At 70.8% G+C, this 21,395-nt stretch carries 21 protein-coding genes; 4 read left to right on the forward strand and 17 right to left on the reverse strand.

Going from position 1 to position 21,395, the window contains the following annotated elements; all coding sequences use genetic code 11:
• Nucleotides 1-76: 76 nt before the first annotated feature.
• The 8 genes from ACFYZJ_RS03885 to ACFYZJ_RS03920 form a co-directional block, all read right to left on the reverse strand.
• Nucleotides 77-1,633, reverse strand: coding sequence for a DUF1996 domain-containing protein (locus tag ACFYZJ_RS03885; protein WP_388562515.1), 1,557 nt, complete (start codon nucleotides 1,631-1,633; stop codon nucleotides 77-79).
• 253 nt (nucleotides 1,634-1,886) lie between these two features.
• A complete protein-coding gene (locus ACFYZJ_RS03890; protein WP_388562517.1) occupies nucleotides 1,887-2,540 on the reverse strand; it encodes a LuxR C-terminal-related transcriptional regulator in 654 nt (217 codons plus the stop codon).
• Complete coding sequence (locus tag ACFYZJ_RS03895) at nucleotides 2,525-3,802, reverse strand: sensor histidine kinase (RefSeq protein ID WP_388562519.1); 1,278 nt, start codon at nucleotides 3,800-3,802, stop codon at nucleotides 2,525-2,527. Before ACFYZJ_RS03895 ends, ACFYZJ_RS03890 begins: the two co-directional genes overlap by 16 nt.
• A 52-nt stretch (nucleotides 3,803-3,854) precedes the next feature.
• Nucleotides 3,855-4,871, reverse strand: coding sequence for an NAD-dependent epimerase/dehydratase family protein (locus ACFYZJ_RS03900; RefSeq protein WP_388562521.1), 1,017 nt, complete (start codon nucleotides 4,869-4,871; stop codon nucleotides 3,855-3,857).
• A 64-nt stretch (nucleotides 4,872-4,935) separates the two neighbouring features.
• Nucleotides 4,936-5,541: a winged helix-turn-helix domain-containing protein gene (locus ACFYZJ_RS03905; RefSeq protein WP_388562523.1), complete on the reverse strand. Its 606-nt coding sequence runs from the start codon at nucleotides 5,539-5,541 to the stop codon at nucleotides 4,936-4,938.
• A 361-nt stretch (nucleotides 5,542-5,902) separates the two neighbouring features.
• On the reverse strand, nucleotides 5,903-6,931 hold the full coding sequence (glnII, locus tag ACFYZJ_RS03910) for a glutamine synthetase (protein WP_388562525.1): 1,029 nt from the start codon (nucleotides 6,929-6,931) through the stop codon (nucleotides 5,903-5,905).
• Between the two features lie 406 nt (nucleotides 6,932-7,337).
• A complete protein-coding gene (locus ACFYZJ_RS03915; RefSeq protein ID WP_388562527.1) occupies nucleotides 7,338-8,057 on the reverse strand; it encodes a hypothetical protein in 720 nt (239 codons plus the stop codon).
• Between the two features lie 136 nt (nucleotides 8,058-8,193).
• Nucleotides 8,194-8,553, reverse strand: coding sequence for an arsenate reductase family protein (locus ACFYZJ_RS03920; protein WP_388562529.1), 360 nt, complete (start codon nucleotides 8,551-8,553; stop codon nucleotides 8,194-8,196).
• Nucleotides 8,554-8,717: 164 nt separating this feature from the next.
• Here ACFYZJ_RS03920 and ACFYZJ_RS03925 point away from each other — a divergent pair, with 164 nt between their 5' ends.
• A complete protein-coding gene (locus tag ACFYZJ_RS03925) occupies nucleotides 8,718-9,026 on the forward strand; it encodes a hypothetical protein (protein WP_388562531.1) in 309 nt (102 codons plus the stop codon).
• 204 nt (nucleotides 9,027-9,230) lie between these two features.
• Here the strand turns inward: ACFYZJ_RS03925 and ACFYZJ_RS03930 are convergent, their stop codons facing one another.
• Nucleotides 9,231-10,469 carry a winged helix DNA-binding domain-containing protein gene (locus tag ACFYZJ_RS03930; protein ID WP_388562532.1) on the reverse strand — a complete coding sequence of 413 codons (1,239 nt, stop codon included), beginning with the start codon at nucleotides 10,467-10,469 and terminating at the stop codon, nucleotides 9,231-9,233.
• A gap of 142 nt (nucleotides 10,470-10,611) precedes the next feature.
• On the opposite strand from ACFYZJ_RS03930, the gene ACFYZJ_RS03935 reads away from it, so the two are divergent.
• Complete coding sequence (locus tag ACFYZJ_RS03935) at nucleotides 10,612-10,875, forward strand: hypothetical protein (RefSeq protein WP_388562534.1); 264 nt, start codon at nucleotides 10,612-10,614, stop codon at nucleotides 10,873-10,875.
• A 29-nt stretch (nucleotides 10,876-10,904) separates the two neighbouring features.
• On the opposite strand, the gene ACFYZJ_RS03940 is transcribed toward ACFYZJ_RS03935, so the two are convergent.
• From ACFYZJ_RS03940 to glnA, 3 genes are all read right to left on the reverse strand, one after another.
• Complete coding sequence (locus ACFYZJ_RS03940) at nucleotides 10,905-11,489, reverse strand: hypothetical protein (RefSeq protein ID WP_388562536.1); 585 nt, start codon at nucleotides 11,487-11,489, stop codon at nucleotides 10,905-10,907.
• Nucleotides 11,490-11,495: 6 nt separating this feature from the next.
• A complete protein-coding gene (gene htpX, locus ACFYZJ_RS03945) occupies nucleotides 11,496-12,419 on the reverse strand; it encodes a zinc metalloprotease HtpX (protein ID WP_388562538.1) in 924 nt (307 codons plus the stop codon).
• Nucleotides 12,420-12,639: 220 nt separating this feature from the next.
• Nucleotides 12,640-14,049, reverse strand: coding sequence for a type I glutamate--ammonia ligase (gene glnA / locus ACFYZJ_RS03950; RefSeq protein ID WP_103843613.1), 1,410 nt, complete (start codon nucleotides 14,047-14,049; stop codon nucleotides 12,640-12,642).
• A gap of 199 nt (nucleotides 14,050-14,248) precedes the next feature.
• Between glnA and ACFYZJ_RS03955 the strand changes: the two genes are divergently transcribed.
• Complete coding sequence (locus tag ACFYZJ_RS03955) at nucleotides 14,249-14,716, forward strand: RDD family protein (RefSeq protein WP_388562540.1); 468 nt, start codon at nucleotides 14,249-14,251, stop codon at nucleotides 14,714-14,716.
• Nucleotides 14,717-14,784: 68 nt separating this feature from the next.
• Here the strand turns inward: ACFYZJ_RS03955 and ACFYZJ_RS03960 are convergent, their stop codons facing one another.
• The 4 genes from ACFYZJ_RS03960 to lipB all read right to left on the reverse strand — a co-directional run bounded on the left by ACFYZJ_RS03960 (nucleotide 14,785) and on the right by lipB (nucleotide 18,120).
• Complete coding sequence (locus tag ACFYZJ_RS03960) at nucleotides 14,785-15,486, reverse strand: DUF4191 domain-containing protein (protein WP_388562542.1); 702 nt, start codon at nucleotides 15,484-15,486, stop codon at nucleotides 14,785-14,787.
• Nucleotides 15,487-15,603: 117 nt separating this feature from the next.
• Nucleotides 15,604-15,801 (reverse strand): hypothetical protein, encoded by a 198-nt coding sequence (locus ACFYZJ_RS03965; protein WP_388562544.1) that lies wholly within the window; start codon nucleotides 15,799-15,801, stop codon nucleotides 15,604-15,606.
• 277 nt (nucleotides 15,802-16,078) lie between these two features.
• Entirely contained in the window at nucleotides 16,079-17,044 is a 966-nt protein-coding gene (gene lipA / locus ACFYZJ_RS03970) for a lipoyl synthase (protein ID WP_388562546.1), read from the reverse strand.
• Between the two features lie 278 nt (nucleotides 17,045-17,322).
• The gene (gene lipB / locus ACFYZJ_RS03975) at nucleotides 17,323-18,120 is read right to left on the reverse strand and encodes a lipoyl(octanoyl) transferase LipB (RefSeq protein WP_388562548.1); all 798 of its coding nucleotides are present in this window, start codon (nucleotides 18,118-18,120) and stop codon (nucleotides 17,323-17,325) included.
• Between the two features lie 242 nt (nucleotides 18,121-18,362).
• On the opposite strand from lipB, the gene ACFYZJ_RS03980 reads away from it, so the two are divergent.
• Nucleotides 18,363-19,838 (forward strand): regulator, encoded by a 1,476-nt coding sequence (locus ACFYZJ_RS03980; RefSeq protein WP_388562550.1) that lies wholly within the window; start codon nucleotides 18,363-18,365, stop codon nucleotides 19,836-19,838.
• A gap of 13 nt (nucleotides 19,839-19,851) precedes the next feature.
• Here the strand turns inward: ACFYZJ_RS03980 and ACFYZJ_RS03985 are convergent, their stop codons facing one another.
• Nucleotides 19,852-21,222, reverse strand: coding sequence for an NAD(P)/FAD-dependent oxidoreductase (locus tag ACFYZJ_RS03985; RefSeq protein ID WP_388562552.1), 1,371 nt, complete (start codon nucleotides 21,220-21,222; stop codon nucleotides 19,852-19,854).
• Between the last annotated feature and the right edge of the window lie 173 nt (nucleotides 21,223-21,395).

The following is a 21,395-nucleotide window of genomic DNA, read 5'->3' on the forward strand; positions in this document are numbered from 1 at the left end:
GGCGCACACACCGAAGGCCGGTGGCGGGGGATCCGCCACCGGCCTTCTGCTTCAGTGGGTCACCGGCTCAGGCGTGTCACTGGCACCTCTGTCCGGAGTTGATGCAGTTGGCGATCTTGTTCGCCAGGCCGCCGGTGGTGACGCTGATGAAGTCGTCGTGGTCGGTGGCCGCCTTGTGGAGCTGGTCCGGGAAGCCGTCCACCGCGTAGGCGTTCTTCACCTGGCCGTTCTGGATGACCGGCGGGTTGATCTTGTACACGAGGCGCATCGTCAGCTGCGGGATCGCCTTGAAGCCGTTCCCGCAGGCGCCGCTCGCCGGGTCGGCGAAGGCCACGTGCGTGCGGTGGTTGGCGCTGTCGATGTTCTGGCCGTCCCAGCAGCTCTGGAAGGCGAACGTGCGGACCACGTTGCTGCCCTGCGGGCAGATCGGGTACTGCGTCGTCAGCTGGACCTTGTTCTCGAAGCCGGTGCAGCTCCAGTGCGCGTTGGCGTTCGCCAGGCCGTTGGTGGTGGTCTTGGCGTCACCGGTGATGATGCGCAGGAACTGCGGCATCGCGACGACCTTGCTGGTCGGGTTGCCGACGTACTTGATCTCCGCCTGGATGGGCGTGAGGATCTTGCCGACGTTGCCTTCCTTGCCGCCGCCGTCCGCGTTCTGGTCGAAGTCCTGGGTGCCGTCCTGGATGCGGACCACCGGCCAGTAGTACGCCGACAGGTCGTTCTTGTTCTGGCAGCTGGTGCCGCCCTGCAGGAAGGTCTGGTTGCTCGAGAAGGCGTTGACCTTCTGGTTGCCGACGTAGTCGTGCAGGTGGTGCGCGCCGTTGGTTACGCCGGGCGCCACGATCACGTTGTCGGTGTTGTGGTTCTTGTTCGCGTTGACACCGCAGCGCGTGACGAACTGACCCGTCGAGGCGTTGGGGGTCTTGTTCGGCTTGGCCTGGACGTTCGGTGCGACCTTCGTGATGTCCACGAAGTCGGCCGCCACCGGACCGTTGCCGGCCTGGCCGCCGATGCCGCCCTGCTGACCGTTGTTGCCCTGCTGCTGGCCGCCGTTCTGCTGCTGGCCGCCGTTGTTCTGCTGACCGCCGTTCTGCTGACCGCCGTTCTGCTGGCCGCCCTGCTGCTGGCCGCCGGTCTGGCCCGCGTTGGTCTGGTTGGCGCTCAGCGTGGTGCAGGCGGCGAGCTGCGACAGCGACTGGTTGAAGGTGCCGCCGACTCGCTGGATGTCGATCCTGATCCGGTCGATCGTCGCGGCCCGCTTCTCCTTGAGGGGGCCGACGATCGCGTTCTGCACGAAGCTCGCGTCGTTGGCCTGGGCCTGGCGCGTGGAGGCGAGCCGGGAGTAGGCCTCGGTGATCTGCTTGTCGAGGTTCGCCAGCTCCGCGGCCACGCCGTTGCGTGCCGCGGCGGGCACGTTCGTCAGCTTCTGGCCGACGTCCGGGCAGGAGATCGTCGCCACCTGGGCGCTGGCGGCCTTGGTCTGGTTCCCTCCCCAGGCCTGGTTGTTCGTCTCGTGGGCCGAGGCGAAGTAGTTGGCCCAGAGCAACCCGCCCCCACCGAGCGCTAGGGCAGCCGAGGCGGCTATGGCCTTGGTGGCCAGCGGCGTACGGCGTTTTCTTGTGTTGCGTCCCATGGAACTCCTCTGACTTCCTTTCGGGGCGGAGGCGCCCGACAGGGGTGAAGCGGCGTCTTCCCATACGCAGGAGGCGGGTGGGGTGTTCAGAGACCGGAGGAAAACTTGGAAGTTCCTGAGGGCAATTCGGGTGCAAGAGGTGCAGAAGCCCCTGTTTCAGCGGGAGTTGAGGCGGGTAGGTCTCATCGCTTTGAATTTGGTTCAGCTGATTCGGAGCTGATTCGGAGCTGATTCAGCGGTGATTCAGCGGTGATCAGCGGCCGTGATCCAAATAGGCGAGCACGGCCAGAACCCGCCGATTGTCGTCGTCGGAAACCTCCAGGCCGAGTTTTGCGAAGATGTTGGAGGTGTGTTTGGCGATCGCCCGCTCGGTGACGACGAGCCGGTCGGCGATCGCCGCGTTCGAACGACCCTGCGCCATCAGCTCCAGCACCTCACGCTCACGGGGCGTCAGCCGCCCGAGCGGCCGGTCGTCCGCCGCGCGCCGCGTCAACAGCTGCTGGATCACCTGCGGGTCCATCGCCGTACCGCCCGCCGCGACCCGTCGTACTGCGTCGACGAACTGCTCGGCGTCGAACACCCGGTCCTTGAGCAGATAGCCCACCCCGCCGTTGCCGTCGGCGAGCAGCTCGCGCGCGTACAACTGCTCCACGTGCTGGGAGAGGACCAGCACCGGGAGGCCGGGCCGCTCCCGCCGGGCCTCCAGCGCGCACTGCAGGCCCTCGTCGGTGTGCGTGGGCGGCAGTCGCACGTCCACCACGGCGACGTCGGGCGTCAGTTCGGCCAGCGCCCGGGTGAGCTCGGGGCCGGACTCGACGGCCGCGGCGATCTCGAAGTCGAAGGCCTCCAGCAGCCGGACCAGCCCGTCGCGCAGCAGGAAGAGGTCCTCGGCTAGGACAACGCGCACGGGATCTCCAGGGTCACCAGGGTGGGACCGCCCGCGGGGCTGCTGACGGCCAGGACGCCGTCGAATGTACCGAGCCGGCGTTCGACCCCGGCGAGCCCCGAACCGGCCCCGACCGCCGCGCCGCCCTTGCCGTTGTCGGTGACCGTGATCCGCAGCGTGTCCTCGGCGTGGTGCACGTCGATCCAGATCCGGTCCGCGCCGGAGTGCTTGACGGCGTTCGTGAGCACCTCGCTGACCGCGAAATAGGCGGCCGACTCGATCGGCGCGTCCGCGCGGCCGGGCAGCTCCACGGTCACCTCTGCGGGCAGCGGCAGCCGCAGCGCCAGCGCCCGTACGGCGTCGCCGAGTCCGCGTTCGGCGAGGACCGGCGGGTGGATGCCGCGCACCAGGTCGCGCAGTTCCTCCAAGGCCTCGGCGGAGTTCCGGCGGGCCTGGGCGAGCAGCTTCCTGGCCTGCTGCGGGTCCTTGTCGAGCAGCATCTCGATGCTGCCGAGGTCCATGCCCATCGCGACCAGCCGGGCCTGCGCCCCGTCGTGCAGGTCGCGTTCGATGCGACGCAGTTCGGCGGCGGAGGTGTCCACGGCGTCGCGTCGGGTCTCGGTCAGCACGCGGACGCGCTCGGTGAGTTCACCGTGCGGGCTGCCCAGGACGGCCCGTGTGAGCCGGAAGTGCGCGCCGAGCAGGCTCGGGGGGTACCGCCAGGTGAGGGCGAGGAGTACGGCGCCGAGCGCGGCCGCGCCGAAGGCGGTCGCCTGGCCGGAGACTGGGACGAAGGCGTACCGGTACGTGCCGCCCCCGTGCGGCACGTACGCCCGCCACAGCCCGGCCGGCAGCATGAGCCCCTGCACCGGGTACAGCAGCACCACGGTCGGCAGCAGCGCGGTGGCGAAGCCCGCCGTGATGTCCACCGGCAGCCAGAGCACGTCCCGCCAGGTCTGCGGGTCGCGCAGCATCCCGAAGGTGCGCGACCACGGATTGGCGTCCGCGGGGAGCGGCCGGTACGCGGTGCGGATCCGTATCCCGCACCACTCGCCCGCGAGCCTGCGCCGGGTGTCCGCCAGGGCGCGCACGCCGGTCAGCACCCACGGGGTGGTGACGAGCCCGATCCCGAGCGGGACGAACGCGAGGGACAGGAGCGTCAGCACGAGGAACGCCACGCCGAACGGAAGCACCGCCAGGGACAGCACCAGCCCCCGCACGGCGGCCAGGACCACCTCTCGTGCGTACTCGCGGGCGCCCCCGCGCCGCATGTCTGTCTTCATGGCGTCAGTCTGGCCGAGGGCCGGGCGGCGGTCACGGGCCCGAACCCCCCGGTCAGGGGGTGGTGCCAGGTACACCTGCGGCGACGCCGAGCACCTTCGCCTCCACCGCCGGGTCCAGGCCCACCGGCGGCCGGCCGGGCCGCGGCGGCACCACACCGCCGGACTCCAGCCACGCCCAGGTGTCGCGCACGGTCTCCTCGACCGGCCGGCACCGCAGCCCGTCCCGCACCGCTCGGGACACGTCCATGCCGTACAGGGCGGCCTCACCGTCGCTGCCCGGGGGCACCCACACCGGCAGCTGCGTCCACGGCTCGATCCCGGCGTCCAGGACCACCTCGGGCGCGGTCCACCGCAGCCGCGCGCCGCTGCCCGTGACCCGCGCGCACTCCTCCAGCAGCCCGCCCATCGTGGCGTGCCCCCGGGGGCCGGCCAGGTTGTACGGCCCGCTCAGCTCCCGCTCCACCGCGCCGAGGATCCATTCCGCGAGGTCCCGCACATCGACGTACTGCAGCGGCAGTTCACGCGGTCCGGGGGCCAGGACCGGCCCGCCGCGGGCGATCCGGGTCAGCCACCACGGCAGCCGGCCGATGTTCTCGCACGGGCCGAGGATCAGCCCGGACCGCACCAGCACCGAGCGGTCCGCGCCGAAGGCGTCCAGCGCGGCCAGCTCGCCGCCCCGCTTGTCCCGCATGTAATCGGTCGCCTCGGCGTCCGGCGCGGCGCCCGCCACGAGCGGCGCGTCCTCGGCGTACCCGAAGGGCGGGGCCCACGCGTACACGGAGCAACTCGACACGTACACATACCGTCCGGCGCGCCCGGCGAGCAGGCGCGCCGCCTCGTGCACCGCGCGCGGCGCCGCCGACCAGGTGTCCACGACGGCGTCCCACTCACCCTGGGCGAGCTCGGCGAGCCCGCCGGGCGCCGTGCGGTCGCCTCGCAACGCCCGTACGGCGGGCGGGGGTTGGTGCCGTCCCCGGTTGAGGACGGTCAGCTCCCAGCCCCTCCCGAGCGCCGCCTCCACGACGGCTCGACCGGCGAACTCCGTACCGCCCAGCACCAGAAGTCTCATACGGACGACTCTGCCCGGGCGGCCCGCGGGACGGAACCCGGATCTGCTGACGGCAGATCCGCGGTCACCGGCCGGTGGGCGGCACGTACTTGTAGCCCACGCGCCGCACCGTCTGGATGGTCCTGCGGTGCTCGGCACCCAGCTTGCGCCGCAACCGGGCGATGTGGACGTCGACGGTGCGTCCGTCGCCCACGTGGCCGTACCCCCACACCGTGGTCACCAGTTGGTCCCGGGTGTGCACCCGGTGCGGGTGCGCCACCAGGTGGGCGAGCAGCTCGAACTCCAGATAGGTCAGGTCGAGCGGGCGCCCGTCCACCTCGGCGGTGCGCCGACCGGTGTCGACACGTACGAGCGGGTCCGTGCCCACGGGCTGTTCCGTGTCCGGGCGGGCTTGAGCGTCCGGGTGGTCGGGCACCGCGACCGGCGCGAAGGGCGGCTGCTGGTCGGCCGGGACGAGCACCAGGTAGCCGATCATCGGCGGATGGCCCGGCAGGCTCGGCAGCGCGTGCGGGGGCGCCGGCAGCCAGGTGGTGCCCGGTGGCAGGAAGTCGGCCACGTCGACGGCCTCGTCCCGGTCGACGGCACGCAGCCGGTGCCGTGCGGAGCCGTTCGGCGGGGTGGCGGTGGTGGTGGTGAGGGCGGCGGTGGTGAGAGAACGAGTGGTCGCCATGAGAGGTCAGCTCTTTCGCGCGAGGAGTTCGTCGGGGGGACGTACGTCGTGCGCGCTGGCCGAAGGCCGGAAGGACGGCTGTAGCCGGTGTACGGCTTGCCGGGTGTACGGCTCTACAGGGCCCGCGCGGTGTTCGCGCGACAACACACCCGGTCGAAGTCGTGGTGCTGACGGGAAGGCCAGAAGGGCTCGAGGTCACGGCGACCCGTCGCGCTGAACTTCTGGAAGCTGGCCATGGTTCCCATTGAAGCAGACACCGCGCCCGGACAGGACCCTTCTCTCACTGCTTGGACACGTGGGCGATGCGAAAAGGGCGCCCACCTCGCGGTGGACGCCCCTGCGGAGCCGTGCGGTGCGTGGATCAGACCTGGCCGGCCTTCTCCAGCGCCGTGCAGCAGGTGTCGACGATGAGGCGGGTCACCAGGTACGGGTCGACGTTGGCGTTCGGACGGCGGTCCTCGATGTAGCCCTTGCCGTCCTTCTCGACCTGCCACGGGATACGGACGGAAGCGCCGCGGTTGGAGACGCCGTACGAGTACTCGTTCCACGGGGCGGTCTCGTGCAGACCGGTGAGGCGGTCCTCGACGCCGACGCCGTAGTTCTTGACGTGGTCGAGCGGCTTGGAGCCCTCACCGAGCGCCTCGCAGGCGGTGATGATCGCGTCGTAGCCCTCGCGCATCGCCTTCGTGGAGAAGTTGGTGTGCGCACCGGCGCCGTTCCAGTCGCCCTTGACCGGCTTCGGGTCCAGGGTCGCGGAGATGCCGAAGTCCTCGGCGGTGCGGTACAGCAGCCAGCGGGCCACCCACAGCTGGTCGGCGACGTCGAGCGGGGAGAGCGGGCCGACCTGGAACTCCCACTGGCCGGGCATGACCTCGGCGTTGATGCCGGAAATGCCGAGGCCCGCCTTCAGGCAGTTGTCCAGGTGCGCCTCGACGACCTCGCGGCCGAAGATCTCGTCGGCGCCGACACCGCAGTAGTAGCCGCCCTGCGGGGCCGGGAAGCCGCCCTCCGGGAAGCCGAGCGGACGCGAACCGTCGAAGAAGGTGTACTCCTGCTCGATACCGAAGATCGGCTCCTGGGCGGCGAACCTCTCGGCCACCTCGACCAGCGCGGCACGGGTGTTGGACGGGTGCGGGGTCATGTCCGTGTCGAGGACCTCGCACAGCACCAGGACGTCGTCGCCGCCGCGGATCGGGTCGGGACAGGTGAAGACCGGCTTGAGCACGCAGTCCGAGGAGTGACCCTCGGCCTGGTTGGTGGAGGACCCGTCGAAGCCCCAGATCGGAAGCTCCTTGCCCTTGGCGTCGTCGGCCAGGATCTTCGTCTTGGAACGAAGCTTGGCGGTCGGCTGCGTGCCGTCGATCCAGATGTACTCAGCCTTGAAGGCCATGGGCCACATCCTTCGGGATGGTCTCGACTGCGTGGTCGAACAGCGCAGTCGCAGAGGTTGTGCGGGTGCGCGGCGCTGCGGCAGTGGGGCGCCGGGTGATGCCCGGCAGCTTGTCAACAGGCGATTTCCCGGCCATTGCTCCGATGTGAACCCCGTGTTACCGAGAGCCGCGGCCGGGCATGCGTGAGGTCGGCCACCGCCCCCCGTGCGATGGCCGACCTCAGGGTGCCGCTCCACGCGGAGCGGCCGCGGCTCCGGGAGGCGACGGCTGCACGCCGGTCACCGCCCGCGTCCGAGCGCTGCCGCGCCGCGCTCGCCCCGCGTGCCGGTCCTGCTGCTCGTGGCCGCGAACAGCAGGACCGTGCCGGGTGTTGTGCCGCCTCCTGGAGTTACCGGGGCGCCGGCCTCACCCCACCTTCTCGATCAGGGCCCGGCGGATCAGGAACTTGCCCGGTTGGCGGACCTGTTCGAAGGCGGCGTTGTTGAGGAGCACGCAGCTGCCGGAGACGGAGGTGACCTTCACCGTCGTGGACTTGTTGTTGTCCAGGTTGGTGACCTTCAGGGTCGTCCCCGCCGGGAACTGGTTGCTGGACGCAGCCGGGGCGCCGCCCTCACCGGAGAGCGTCACCGTGGAGCCCTTGCAGACCTGCTGGCCCGAAGCAGCGGTGCCGGCGCCTCCCGTGTTGTCCGCGGGCGCGGTCGTGGCGGGCGTGGTCGTGGCCGGCGCGGAGGTGGCGGCCTGCGAGGCCTGGGGGTCCTGAGCCGACCCCCCGGCCTGCGCGGCGCCGCCCGACTGCGCCGATCCCGATCCGCCCGCCTGGATCGACTCCCCGACCTGGCAGCCGGACGCCTCCTGCTTCCGCTTGATCTCGGCGACGACCGCCTCGCGGTTGGCGATCCGCGCCGCCGACTGGGCGTCCGGCTTGGCCTTCTGCGCGGCGATGAACGACTCGTTGTTGCCGAGCGCGGTGGCCAGGCCCTGACAGACCGTCGAGGTCGACGCGTTCTGCACGTTCGCCGCGTTCGAGGTGGCGGCGAGGGCGAAGGCCCCACTGCCGGCCACGGCGACGGCGGTGACCGCCAGCGCGATCTTCTTCTTGGGACTGAGAGTTCTCCTACGCGACATGCGCGCCTCCTGTCCCCGGCCGCCGTCACCGGCGACCGGACGCGATGGGTACGCCGCTATGTACGAGATACCGAACGGAGTTACTCAGCGGTTTACAGGAGTCAGCGAAGTAACGTAGGTCACAGGGGAGTCGGCGTCAGCGGGACAGGGCGTCCCGTACGGCCTCCTCCGTGCGTCCGACCACGGCCGTACCGTCGTCGGCGGTGATGATCGGCCGCTGGATGAGCCGGGGATGCTCGGCGAGCGCACGCACCCACCGGTCGCGGGACGCGGCGTCCCTCGGCCAGTCCTTCATGCCGAGTTCCTTGGCGTCGGCCTCCTGGGTGCGCGTGATGTCCCAGGGGTCGAGCTTCAGCCGGTCGAGGACGTCGCGGATCTCCTCCTCGGTCGGCACGTCCTCCAGGTAGCGGCGCACGGTGTAGTCGGCGCCCTCGGCGTCCAGCAGGGTGAGGGCGCTGCGGCACTTCGAACAGGCCGGGTTGATCCAGATCTCCATGTCCCACACGGTAGCCGAAACACCGCTTCTCACCGGTGTCATAGCCTGGCTCAAATGCCCCGTGGCCAGGGGCTTTTGTCAGTGGGCGGCAGTAAAATAGAAGCAGTGTTCGAGGGAGGTGCCGGGGCGTCCGGCGGCTCCCTGACCGCGACAGGAGGATGCCTGTGCCCGCTGCCGCAACCAAGCCGAAGCCGACTCAGTCCACGGCACGGCGGCCGGTCCCGCTGGACCTGCCGTACGCCCCGGTGGCCAAGCGACCGCTCCCGCCGGGGCGGCCGCGCGAGTGGTACGTCACGCACAACCGGCGCCTCAAGGCGATGCGTCTCGCGATCGCCCTGCTCGACTCCGGGGTGTACGTACCGAACCAGGCGCGCAACGAGACGATACGGAGCACGGCGGAGCGGATCGGGGTGCGACCGCCGTCGGACACGACGTGCCACATGGTGCGCGCGCTGATGCGGTACAGCCGTTGAGCCATGGCGCCGGGCGCCCGCCGGCTCCGGGGTGCCCGGCGCCGGCCGGCAGCCACTCAGCCGTTCGATACGTTTCGGTCGGGGCCGTGGGGCGCGCGACGGCCCGGAAGGCTTCGAGCTGCGCGCCGCCGCAGCGGTCGTAGTCAGCGGTCGGAGGGGAGCTTCCGCCGGATCTGGCGGCCTGGGTAGCCCGCCCCAGGGCGATCAGTGACCAGGTGCGCGAGCGGCTCCGCCTGACCGCCCGGACGCGCCCTCTGCGGACAGCTCCTTCTCCAGCGGTGTGCGGAAACGGGGCGTGACCCGGGTCGTGCCCAGCCACGAGCCCAGGCGTTCCGCCTCCCTCGCGATCGCCTCGTGTGCCTCCCGGCCCAGCCCCTCCGCGTCCAGCAGGCGCCACACCACCTCGCCGTCCGGTCGCTGGGCCCACCCCCCGACCACCCGGCCGTTCCACCACACCGTCGGGCCCACGTTGCCGCTGCGGTCGAACAGGGCCGGGCGCAGCTCGGGGGCCAGGTACCAGTCACGGTCCTGCCAGCCCATCGCCGTGGGGTCGAGGCCCGGGAGCAGGGCCGCCCACGGTTCGACGGCCGACAGCGGCTCCTCGTCGCCGGGCGTCACATACCCCGTCACCCCACCGTCCAGCGTCACCGGCACCGCCTCCATCGCCGTCAGCGCTCGGCGCACCTCCGTGACCCTCCAGCCGGTCCACCACTTCAGGTCCGCCTCCGTGGCCGGCCCGCACGCCGTCAGCCAGCGCCGGAGCAGCTCCTGTTGTGCCTGCGCGGGCGGGAGTTCGGGATGGGGCGGGGCGATGGCCCAACGGAACTGCGACGACGTCCACCCACCCAGCGGGCGCCCACGGACGACCAGGCCGTCGACACCCAGGACACGCATCATCCGCGACGACACGGTCTGCGGGGCCTCATAGCTCCTGCCCGCACCGTAGACGAACTGCTCCTTCAACCGCGGTTCGTCCCGCGTGAGTTCGCCGACGGTCGCCTGACCGCGCCGGGCCAGCGCGGCGAGCACCGACGCCTCGACCTCCTCCAGCCACTGAGCCGTCAGCCGGCCGCCGCTTCCGGTCACCACCTCCTTGACCAGCGCGGCGCGTGCCTTCGCCGCGTTCACCAGGCCGGTCGACGCGTGCACCACGGCCGCGAGTTCGGTCGGGAACACGAACACGGTGTGCCGCATGCCGTGCATCCGCACCAGCGTCCGGTCCTCGTACAGTGCCCGCTCGACCTCCGCCACGGTCTTGTCCGCGTCCGCGAGGCGCGCCCCGACGGCGAGGTACACCGTGGCCGGATCCGTGCCGTGCAGCGCGACCAGCGACCCGGCCACGTCCTCGGGTGTCGCCGCCCGCGACCCGGCACCCAGCCGGTGCCGCACCGTCAGGCGGGCCCGTCGCTCCGTCGTCCCGATGTGCCGCCCTGCCCCGCCCATGCCGTCTCCCTCGGATCGAAAAGCAGATGCACCATACGTGACCGCCTCCCTACGCTGGACACACATCCGATGGAGTCACAGATCCCCGGCCACCCATCGAAACCTAGTGGCACAACCACTCACCCAAGCGAAGGAGGGCGTCATGGGCACCATCATCCTTGCCGGAACCGTCGTCCTCGTCCTCTTCGGATTCGGCAACCACATCTGGTGGCTCGCCGCCATAGCCGTGGTCTTCCTGTACGCGCGGTACGGTCGCGGCTCGTCCGCCACCGGCACGCCGGGCGCCCCGGCCTCGGCGGCCACCTACCAGGAGTACCGCGCGCGCCGTGACCAGCACGCCAAGTGGGAGCGCCGCTACCGCCGCGAGCGCCCCTTCGAGGCCCGTCGTCAGGAACGCAGCAAGTAAGAGCAAGAGCTGTCAGGAGCAGGCGGACGTCACAGGCCGGGAGCGCCCCAGATGGGGAACCACCGGCTGAGGTCCTGCTCGATTCGCAGATCGTTGGCGAGGGCCGCCTTGATCTGCAGCTCCAGCGCGTTGTCGCGCCGCTCGCCCTGCCCGGCGAGCGGCGCGAACGGATAGAAGGTGCCCCGCTTGTACAGGTAGACCAGGCCGAGCCGCCGCCCGCGCTCGTCCTGGAAGCCGGCCACCGAGCACAGCAGCTGCGGGCCGAAACCGTTGACCTCCATCGCGCTGTTCACCGCGTGCAGATCGTTGACCAGGGCGGACAGCTGGTCGGGGGTGCGGCGCGACACCAGCCACGAGTAGCCGTAGGCGTCCCGTTGCAGCTCGACGGGCGGGCCGGTGCGGTCGGTGTCGGCGTCGAGGAGTGCCTGCACCTCGCGGTTGGCCTGGGCGAAGGCACCGCCCTCGACCGTGGCGAAGCAGACCGCGCCCGTCCCTGTGGGGGTGAACCCGGCGGCGGCCTCCAGGGTGATCGCCGCGGACGGCAGGGCGAACAGCTGGTCGAGATCGGGCGCCACCGGCTTGGTACGGCCGAGCAGGATGTCCAGGAACCCCATCGGCGCTCAGCCCGCCTTTCCGGGCGCGGCCGCCTCGCCCAGCTCCGCGGAGATACGGGCAAGCTGCTCCAGCCGCTGCTCCAGGGAAGGGTGGGTGGAGAACAGGCGGGAGATGCCCGGCTCGGCACCGAAGGCGGGGGTGAAGTAGAAGGCGTTGAACGCCTGGGCGGTGCGTAGGTCCTTCGTCGGGATACGGGCGATGTCCCCGGTGACCTTGGTGAGCGCGGACGCCAGCGCCGATGGACGCCCGGTCAGGTGTGCGGCGGCGCGGTCGGCGGCCAGCTCCCGGTACCGGGACAGGGCCCTGATCAGCAGGAAGCTGATCGCGTAGACGAGTGCCGAGATCCCCATGACGGCGCCGAGGATGGCGATGGTGTTCTGGTCCTTGCGCCCCCGCCCGCCGAACAGCTCCGAGTAGAACGCGAACCGCACCACCAGCCCGGCGATCACCCCGAGGAACGACGCCACCGTGATCACCGCGACGTCCTTGTGCGCCACGTGTGACAGCTCGTGTGCGAGTACACCCTCCAGCTCGTCGGGTTCCAGCCGCCGGAGCAGACCGGTGGTCACGCACAGCACGGCGTGGTCGGCATTGCGCCCGGTCGCGAACGCGTTCGGCATGTCCAGATCGGAGACCGCGACGAGCGGCTTCGGCATGTCGGCCACCGCGCACAGCCGGTCGACCACGCCGTGGAGCTGCGGATACTCCTCGCGCTCCACGATCCGCCCGTGCATGGCGTACAGCGCGATCCGGTCCGAGAACCAGTACTGCGCACCGAGCGCCACCGCCGCGATCACGACGACCAGCACCCAGGACTTCAGCAACGCGATCAACGCGGCGACGAACGCCACGTACAGCAATCCGAGCAGAAACAGCGTGACCGTCATCCGGACGGTCAGCCGCCGATCACTCTGGAACCGGCTCCGCATCGTGCATCACCCCGCAGTACCCCGTAGTAAGGCACTCGTCCCCTCCCCATTGTGCGCCCAACCCGACCCATGAACCGGTTCCGAACGGCCCCACGGCAGGCAAAGAGTCCCTGTGGATCTCTGTGGGCTCCGGCAAAGAACACCGGTCGTACGGGCGGAGCCCCGTCTCCACCCGAGGGCGGGGACGGGGCTCCGTGTCAGTGCTGCGGCAGCGGCCGGCTCACACGTCGAAGTACAGCTCGAACTCGTGCGGGTGCGGACGCAGCTGGAGCGGGGCGATCTCGTTCGTGCGCTTGAAGTCGATCCACGTCTCGATCAGGTCGGACGTGAACACGTCGCCCTGGAGGAGGAACTCGTGGTCGGCCTCGAGCGAGTCGAGGACCGCCGACAGCGAGGTCGGGACCTGCGGGACGTTGGCGTGCTCCTCGGGAGCCAGCTCGTACAGGTCCTTGTCGATCGGCTCGGCCGGCTCGATCTTGTTCTTGATGCCGTCCAGACCGGCCAGCAGCAGTGCCGAGAAGGCCAGGTACGGGTTGCCGGAGGAGTCCGGGGCACGGAACTCGACGCGCTTGGCCTTCGGGTTCGAACCGGTGATCGGGATACGCATCGCGGCGGAGCGGTTGCGCTGCGAGTACACCAGGTTCACCGGGGCCTCGAAGCCCGGCACCAGGCGGTGGTACGAGTTCACCGTCGGGTTGGTGAAGGCCAGCAGCGACGGGGCGTGCTTGAGGATGCCGCCGATGTAGTAGCGGGCGGTGTCCGACAGGCCCGCGTAACCGGCCTCGTCGTAGAACAGCGGGTCGCCGTTGCTCCACAGGGACTGGTGCACGTGCATGCCCGAGCCGTTGTCACCGAAGATCGGCTTCGGCATGAAGGTCGCGGTCTTGCCGTTGCGCCAGGCCACGTTCTTCACGATGTACTTGAACAGCTGCAGGTCGTCCGCGGCGGCGAGCAGCGTGTTGAACTTGTAGTTGATCTCGGCCTGGCCGGCGGTGCCCACCTCGTGGTGCTGCCGCTCGACCTTCAGACCGGCCTTCTCCAGCTCCAGGGAGATCTCGGCGCGCAGGTCGGCGAAGTGGTCGACCGGCGGGACCGGGAAGTAGCCGCCCTTGTAACGGACCTTGTAACCGCGGTTGTCCTCCAGCGCGCCGGTGTTCCAGGCACCGGCCTCGGAGTCGATGTGGTAGAACGACTCGTTCGCGCTGGTGGCGAAGCGGACACTGTCGAAGACGTAGAACTCGGCCTCGGGACCGAAGTACGCCGTGTCGGCGATCCCGGTGGAGGCGAGGTAGGCCTCGGCCTTCTTCGCCACGTTCCGCGGGTCACGGGAGTACTGCTCGCCCGTGATCGGGTCGTGGATGAAGAAGTTGATGTTGAGCGTCTTGTCCCGGCGGAACGGGTCGACGCGTGCGGTCGACAGGTCGGCGCGCAGCGCCATGTCGGACTCGTGAATGGCCTGGAAGCCACGGATCGAGGATCCGTCGAAGGCGAGCTCGTCGTCCGGGTCGAACGCCTCGACCGGCACCGTGAAGTGCTGCATCACGCCCGGCAGGTCGCAGAAGCGGACGTCGATGAACTTGACGTCCTCGTCCGCGATGAACTTCTTGGCCTCGTCGGCGTTCTGGAACATCCAGCTCCTCCTACTCCCGACCGTCCGTGCCGGGGTGGTAGTTCGTTCGTGCGGCCAGTGCGGTGGCACACGCTGAAAGCCGACCTTAGGGACGGGCGGTTTCTCAGGCATGACCCATTTGTTTCTGTCAGGTTAACCAGCGCGCGCCTCCGTGACCCCGCCTCCCGGGTCGCGAAATCGGGAGCGATACCGTGGACGGGTGGACAACAGGCAAGCAATCGGATCGTGGCTCTCCGGTCCCCGCGCGGCCATGGAAGAAGCCGGTGCGGACTTCGGATACCGAGGGGAGCACCTCGGTCTGCCGGAGCACGGTCCGGGCTCCATCGCCCGCCCCGGCCGACGCTTCGGCGCCCTCGCCGTCGACTGGGGCCTGTGCGTCTTGATCGCATACGGTTTGATCACCCACGGCTACGCCCCGGCGACGAGCAACTGGGCGCTGCTCGTCTTCTTCGTGCTCGGTGTCCTCACGGTCGGCACGGTCGGCTTCACCCCCGGCAAGCGCCTCTTCGGCCTGCGGGTGGTGGCCCTCGCCACGGGCCGGGTGTCCCCGCTGCGGGCGGTACTCCGCACGGTCCTGCTCTGCCTGGCCATTCCGCCCCTGATCTGGGACCGGGACGGCAGGGGGCTGCACGACCGGATGGCGGGGACGGTCGAGGTCAGGATCTGAGGCGAAACGTCGATCGGCCGTCCCGAAACGTCACGTTCCGGGACGGCCGATCGACGTTTCGCCTCGGCTTATCGGCCCTTCGGGCCGCCTCGCGGCATCCGCATGCCCTTCGGCAGGGGCCCCTTCGGCAGCGGCATGTTGCTCATCAGATCACCGAGGGCCCGCAGTCGGTCGTTCGTGGCGGTCACCTGGGGGCCGGTGAGCACCCGCGGGAGCTTCAGCATCGTCGTGCGCAGCTTCTTCAGCTCGACCTGGCCCTCACCCGTGCCCACGACGATGTCGTGCACCGGCACGTCCGCGACGATACGGGCCATCTTCTTCTTCTCGGCGGCGAGCAGGCTCTTGACCCGGTTCGGGTTGCCCTCGGCGACCAGGACGATGCCGGCCTTGCCGACCGCGCGGTGCACCACGTCCTGGTTGCGGTTCATCGCGACCGCCGGAGTGGTGGTCCAGCCGCGGCCGATGTTGTCCAGAACCGCCGCCGCGGCGCCCGGCTGGCCCTCCATCTGACCGAAGGCGGCCCGCTCGGCCCGGCGTCCGAAGACGATCGCCATCGCGAGGAAGGCGAGCAGGAGGCCCAGAATGCCGAGATAGATGGGGTGACCGATCAAGAAGCCGATCGCGAGGAAGACACCGAGAGTGATGATTCCGACTGCCGCGAGTACAAGACCGATCTTCGGATCGGCCTTGCGGGTCATCTTGTAGGTCAGGGCGATCTGCTTCAGTCGCCCCGCGTTCGCAGCGTCCGCTGCAGTTTCCTTCCTCGCCATGCCACGAAGTCTACGTGGCCCGGGAAGCGGCTACGACGGCAGTGCCGGGGGTGGAGCGGTGGGGGGTGGGGGAGCGGTGGGGACGCTCCGGTGCGCCGGGGGAGAGGCGCGCAACTGCTACGAGCGGGACGCCGCGTCCTCGAGGACACGCTCGGCCTCGACCCGGTCCTTGGCGCGGCGGCGGTCCTCCAGGACGGAGGTCCAGGCGTTGCGACGGGCGGTCCGCTGGCCGCCGCTCATGAGCAGCGACTCGATGGCACGGAGTGCATCGGTGAACGATGGAATCGCGTTGGCACGTACGGGTGCGGCCTGCATGGTGGAGGTCCCCCTCGGGTCGGCGGCTCGTGGCCGGGGTGCTACGGGGCGTGAAGCCAGGCTCACTGTTCGGTGTTACCAGGACGTGACCGACCGGTCAAACGCCAATGAAGCCTTGCTACGCGGCACGGAAAGCCGGACGCGGCCCCGACGGTGCCCGCTAGCTGCGGGGACGGTCGGGGCCGCGTCAATCGGCCATTACCGGCCGGTAGCCGCTTGTGTGCGGATTCACACCCGGGAAGTGGCACGGAGTGTCAGAAGCGGTGTGACGGCCGGTTCAGACGGCCTGGGCGGCGACGTACGCCCCACGCTTCTCGACGGCCATCTGGTAGAGCCGGCCGGCGCGGTAGGAGGAGCGCACGAGCGGGCCGGACATGACACCGGAGAAGCCGATCGCCTCGGCCTCCTCCTTCAGCTCCACGAACTCCTGCGGCTTCACCCAGCGCTCCACGGGGTGGTGGCGGACGCTCGGGCGCAGGTACTGGGTGATGGTGACCAGTTCGCAGCCGGCGTCGTGCAGGTGGCGCAGGGCCTCGCTGACCTCCTCACGGGTCTCGCCCATGCCGAGGATCAGGTTGGACTTCGTCACCAGGCCGTGGTCACGGGCCGCGGTGATCACCTTCAGGGAGCGTTCGTAGCGGAAGCCGGGGCGGATCCGCTTGAAGATCCGCGGGACGGTCTCGATGTTGTGGGCGAACACCTCGGGGCGCGCGGAGAAGACCTCCTCGAGCTGCTCGGGGATCGCGTTGAAGTCGGGGGCGAGGAGCTCGACCTTGGTCCGGCCGCCCTCGCGCTCCGCCGTCTGCCGGTGGATCTGCCGTACGGTCTCGGCGTACAGCCAGGCGCCGCCGTCCTCCAGGTCGTCGCGGGCGACGCCGGTGATGGTGGCGTAGTTCAGGTCCATGGTGACCACGGACTCGCCGACGCGGCGAGGCTCGTCGCGGTCGAGCGCCTCGGGCCTGCCGGTGTCGATCTGGCAGAAGTCGCAGCGGCGGGTGCACTGGTCACCGCCGATGAGGAAGGTGGCCTCGCGGTCCTCCCAGCACTCGTAGATGTTCGGGCAGCCGGCTTCCTGGCAGACCGTGTGCAGGCCCTCGCTTTTGACGAGGTTCTGCATCTTCGTGTATTCGGGGCCCATTTTCGCCCGGGTCTTGATCCACTCGGGCTTGCGCTCGATGGGGGTCTGGCTGTTGCGGACCTCCAGGCGCAGCAACTTGCGTCCGTCGGGTGCGACTGCGGACACGTCGGCTCCCTGTAGCTTCGATTCTTCGGCGTACACCAGGGTACGCCCGTGTATGTGGGCCCCCGCGCCGAGGCCAACCTGGGGGCGTTCGGGCGCATTCCCCTGCGGGATGCACCGGGTTCGCCGGAGGGGCTGATTCTCCGGCGCCGGTCGGCATCGATCAGCCCGTCCGGCGATTGAGGACGAGGCCGTTCAGGCCGACAGCGGGGGTCTGGGGGCGCAGCCCCCAGGGACGGGACGGGTAGGGGCGGCGGGGGCGGAACGAACCCCGGCGTGGCTCACGCCGACGCCCGCTCGACCTCCCGCGGCCTGAGCACCGCGTTCTCCAGCACGTCCCGCAGGTGCCGTTCCACCACCGGCAGCACCTCCTCGATCGTCACGTCCCGGCCCAGCTCGTTCGCCAGGGACGTGACGCCCGCGTCCCGGATCCCACACGGGATGATCTTGTCGAACCACGCGTTGTCCGGGTTCACGTTCAGCGCGAAACCGTGCATCGTGACCCCCTTGGCGACGCGGATGCCGATCGCCGCGACCTTGCGGTCCTCCCGGCGCTGGCCGGCGTTGGACGGCGCGTACTCCGGGCCGTTCAGCCGCGGATCGAACTCCTCGTCCGTCAGGCGCGGGTCGAAGTCCAGGGAGAGGCCGCCCAGGGACGGGCGCTGGTCGACCGGGTCACCGAGGACCCACACCCCGCTCCGGCCCTCGACCCGCGTCGTCTCCAGGCCGAACTCCGCGCACGTGCGGATCAGGGCCTCCTCCAGGCGCCGTACGTGCGCCACCACGTCCACCGGGCGCGGGAGCTTCTGGATCGGGTAGCCCACGAGCTGGCCGGGGCCATGCCAGGTGATCTTGCCACCGCGGTCCACGTCGATGACCGGCGTGCCGTCCAGGGGCCGCTCCTCGGGCGCCGTGCGTCGGCCCGCCGTGTAGACCGGAGGGTGCTCCAGGAGCAGACAGGTGTCCGGGACCTCGTCCGCGAAGCGGGCGGCGTGCACCCGGCGCTGCTCGTACCACGCCTCCTGGTAGTCGACGGCATCGGCCCCGAACCCCATACGGACGAACCGCAACTCACTCACGGCAAGCGCCTCCCTAGAAGCCTCGTAAGGCGCGAAACGCGCCCACGCCACTGTACGTCCGGCCCGGGGGAAAGGGTTCGCCCGGGCCGTCGTCAGCCCGACCGAGCAATCCTCACACGATCGGATGAATGGACGGCGAAGGGTGCGATCGGATGCTCACTCTCCGCTACATTCACGCCGTCCACCAGGCCATAAGGGCTGCTCACAGACGATTTCAGGGCAGGCAGGAGACCGCACCGCAGATGACGGAACGACCCGCGCAGCGCACCCCCAACCGACAGCTCGCCGCGCTCATCGCAGAAGCGGGGTTCTCCAACGCAGGTCTCGCCCGTCGCGTCGACCAGCTGGGCCTCGAACACGGGCTTGATCTGAGATACGACAAGACGTCCGTGACGCGCTGGCTGCGGGGGCAGCAGCCGCGCGGCACCACCCCTGCGCTGATCGCCGAGGTGTTCACCCGAAGGCTCGGGCGCCGGCTCACCGCCCAGGACCTCGGGCTCGACGCCTGCGCCCCGGTGTACGCGGGCCTGGAGTTCGCCGCCACCCCGGAGGAGGCCGTCGACATCGTCAGCGGTCTGTGGCGCAAGGACTCCGGCAGCCACGCCGAGCTCCGGAAGATCGCGTTCACGCCGGCCGGGCTCGTCGTCCCCAGCCGGGACTGGCTGATCGGGCGCCCCGACGACAAGGTCGCCCGGGGCGAGAGCGCCCCCCGCGTCCCCGCCCAGGGCCGCCCCGCCTCCCCCAGGTTCTCGGCCTCGCCCGAACAGGGAGGACCGGCGTCCCGGCAGCGCGGCCAGTCCGAGCGCGGCCCCGGCCAGAAGGTCACCGGCGGGGACATCGCCGCCCTGCGCTCGGTCGGCGAGCTGTTCCGCGCCCTCGACAACGCCTACGGCGGCGGCCACGCCCGCCAGGCCCTCGTGCGCTACCTGGAGCACGAGGCCGAGCCGATGCTCCGCGGCACCTACGGCGAGCAGACGGGCCGCCGCCTGTTCGCGGCCGCCGCCGACCTGACCCGGCTCGCCGGCTGGACGTCGTACGACATCGGCGCGCACGGACTCGCCCAGCGCTACTTCGTCCAGTCCCTGCGGCTCGCCCAGGCGGCCGGTGACCGGCTGTACGGGGCGTACGTGCTGGTCACGATGAGCCGCCAGGCCGTCTACCTCGGCCACGGCCGCGAGGCGGTGCAACTCGCGCGCGTGGCGCAGCAGGGTGTCGGCACCTCCGCGCCGCCCGTCGTGCAGGCGCTGCTGCACGCCGTGGAGGCGCGCGGGCACGGCGTGCTCGGCGAGGTCCGCGCCTGCACGTCCTCCCTGGTACGCGCCGAGCGCGCGCTGGAGTCGGCCCGCCCCGGTGACGAGACCCCGTACTGGGCGCGGTTCTTCGACGAGGCCCAGCTCGCCGACGAGTTCGGGCACTGCCACCGGGACCTGCAGCAGTACCGGGCCGCCGTCCAGCACGCCGAGCGCTCGCTGCAGCTGCGGGCGCCCGGTTACGCCCGCAGCCGGCTGTTCTGCCGGGTCGTGCTGGCCACGGCCCGACTCGGCCTGGGGGAGGTCGACCAGGCCTGCCAGCTCGCGGCCGAGGCCGCGGGGCAGGCCGCGGAGATGCGGTCGGTGCGGGCGACGGAGTACGTACGGGACTTCGAGCGCCGTCTGGAGCCGTACCGGGACGCCGCCCCCGTGCGCGGCTACCGGGACAAGGTAGCCGCGCTCCACTGACGCTGATGATCCGTCAGGCGGCCGTCGGCAGCGGGTCGGACAGCTCGGTCGGGCCCGTGTCCAGGTCCGCCAGGACCGCCGACGCGGCCCGGTGGCCCGAGTGCAGCGCCCCCTGCACCGTGCCCGTGTCCCGGTGGTCGCCGCACACATACAGACCGGCCAGCAGCCGCACCGGCCGGCGTACGTCGTGCGGCGGCCGCATCACCGGGACGGCCCGCGCGGTGTGGTGCACGGCGAGGGTCTCCCAGCGCGTGGTCGAGGTGCCGTAGAGGCGGGCCAGATGGGCCCGCACGGCGCCGTCGACGTCCTCCGGCGGCGCGCCGAGGACCGTGGAGGAGACCAGGGGTCGGCCCGCGGGCGCCCGGGAGGGGTCCACCAGGCTGACCACCGCCGTGTGCGCCACCGGACCGTCGCGGTCCGCGTCCAGCAGCAGCGACGCACCGGTCGGTGGCGGCTCGTCCATGGTGTGGTGGACGACCGTGACGGGGTGGAAGTCGGGCACGCGCAGACCGGGCAGCAACTCGGCGGCGGCATGCGCGTCGGTGGCCAACAGCACGGCGCGGCAGCGGAATTCACCGTGCTCCGCGGTGGTGACCGAGGTGGTGGAGACCGAGGTGGCGCGCACGCCCGTGTGCACCGTGCCCGGCGGCAGCGCCTGCGCCAGCAGCTCGGGCAGCACCTCCGCACCACCCTCCGGCAGGCACAGCCGGCCGCTCGCGAAGGAGCGTAGCGCGAGGTCCGCGGCGCGGCTCGACATGGTCAGCTCGGGGTCGCACAACAGCGCGGCGAGCAGCGGACGCAGAAAGCCCTCGACGGTGCGGGCGGGCATCCCACGGGCCGCGAGCGCGTGCCAGGCGGGCAACTCGGGCCGGGCCAGCAGCCGTTCCACGGGGGTGGCGGCGATCCTTCCCAGCACCACCTTGAGCCGGGCCTGGTCCACGGCACTGCCGAGCGGGGCGGGGGATCCCGCCGCCCTCGGCCGGACGGGCCGCACACCGGCCGTTCCGTTCACCGAGCGGGGCGCACTGGCGAGAGCGCGCACCGCGTTGAGCGCTCCCCGTGCGCCCCTTGCCGCCGGAGGAGCGCCTGCGCGCCGGTGGCGGCCTCCGCTGTGCACCAGGACGCCCGGCGCGAACGGGCGCAGGACGAGGGGGTCGAGCCCGGGGGTCAGCCCCAGTTCGGGATACGACGTGGACAGGAGTTGTCCGACGCGGTCGAGCCGGAAGCCGTCGACCTTCTCGGTCGACATCCGGCCGCCCACCCCATGGGCGGCTTCCAGGACGGCGGTACTCACTCCTGCGCTGATCAGCCGGTGGGCCGCCGCGAGGCCCGCCACCCCGGCCCCCACGATGACGACGTCCGCCTGATTCACGGGCTTCAACACGTGCCCCTCCTCGAGGTTGCGCGGTCGGCGAAGACGTCATGCCCGCGACCGGCTTCAGGAATGCCCGAGTTCTGCTTGAGGGTAGGGCCAGGCACGGTCAAGTGAAGTCGCGCATCAACAGAGCACGGTCGCACAACGGTCGCATATGGTCGAACGCGAAAGGTGCCGTGCCG

The sequence above is a fragment of the Streptomyces sp. NPDC001848 genome (assembly GCF_042891915.1).
Classification (GTDB): domain Bacteria; phylum Actinomycetota; class Actinomycetes; order Streptomycetales; family Streptomycetaceae; genus Streptomyces.